Consider the following 939-nt stretch of genomic DNA (forward strand, 5'->3'; position numbering starts at 1 on the left):
GCACCAACCCTAAGGGTCTTCCAGCACGCGCGGTGAGGGATGCCGGCGTCACCTCGTTTTGCCAGTTCCATTGGGAGTACCAAGATGGCCACCTCCGCCGCCGTCCGCGACGACGAGCCCGCGACGAAATTTGCCAAGGACCAGCTCAAATCCATCATCGAGCGCATCGAGCGGCTGGAGGAAGAGAAGAAGGCGATCTCCGACGACATTCGCGACGTCTATGCCGAGAGCAAGGGCAATGGCTACGACGTCAAGGCGCTGCGCACCATCGTGCGCCTGCGCAAGCAGGACCCCAACGAGCGCGCCGAGGCCGAGACCATTCTCGAGACCTACATGCAGGCGCTGGGGATGATCTGAGGCCTGTGCTGTCGTCCTGGCTTTCGCCAGGACGACACCGGTGTTGTGGGTCCATCGAGGGAGACCGCCGTGGCCGCGCCGCCAATGCCGCGCGAGGTGAGCCGCGCCTTCGACGCTCTTCCGGCGTCGATCGGCAAGCGGCTGCTTCAGGTGCGTGCGCTGATCTTCGCGACCGCTGCGGCGCATGACGACGTCGGCCGGCTCGCCGAGACGCTGAAATGGGGCGAGCCCGCTTACCTGACCGATGAGACCGGCAGCGGCTCTACGATTCGGCTCGGGCGCGTGAATGGCGCCGAGCAGCCGGCCATTCTGTTCAACTGCAAGACGACCCTGGTCGACACCTTCCGCGAGCGCTTTCCCGACGAGTTCGAATACCGGCAGACGAGGGCGTTGCTGTTGCCGGTATCCGGCGCGCTGCCAAGGCAGCCGCTGTCGATCTGCCTGTCGCTGGCGCTGCGCTATCATCTGGACCGGCGGGGTCGGAAATAAAGTCGTCGTCCTGGCGAAGGCCAGGACCCATTACCCGAGGCAGCAGTTTGGCGAAGATTCGTGGCCCGGTATGACCACCGCGCGCAGCAGATA

Annotated in this window: 2 protein-coding genes; both read left to right on the plus strand. The window is 65.0% G+C overall.

Going from position 1 to position 939, the window contains the following annotated elements; genetic code table 11:
• Positions 1-84 precede the first annotated feature (84 nt).
• Positions 85-357, plus strand: coding sequence for a DUF2312 domain-containing protein (locus tag AC1D00_RS42990; RefSeq protein WP_008546273.1), 273 nt, complete (start codon positions 85-87; stop codon positions 355-357).
• 69 nt (positions 358-426) lie between these two features.
• Positions 427-846: a DUF1801 domain-containing protein gene (locus AC1D00_RS42995; RefSeq protein ID WP_477014906.1), complete on the plus strand. Its 420-nt coding sequence runs from the start codon at positions 427-429 to the stop codon at positions 844-846.
• Positions 847-939: the final 93 nt, after the last annotated feature.

It is taken from the genome of Bradyrhizobium sp. P2_E8 (assembly GCF_056403875.1).

Bases quoted from the DNA above. Each gene is read 5' to 3' on its own strand.
- AC1D00_RS42990 (WP_008546273.1), top strand. From the start codon at position 85: ATGGCCACCTCCGCCGCCGTCCGCGACGACGAGCCCGCGACGAAATTT.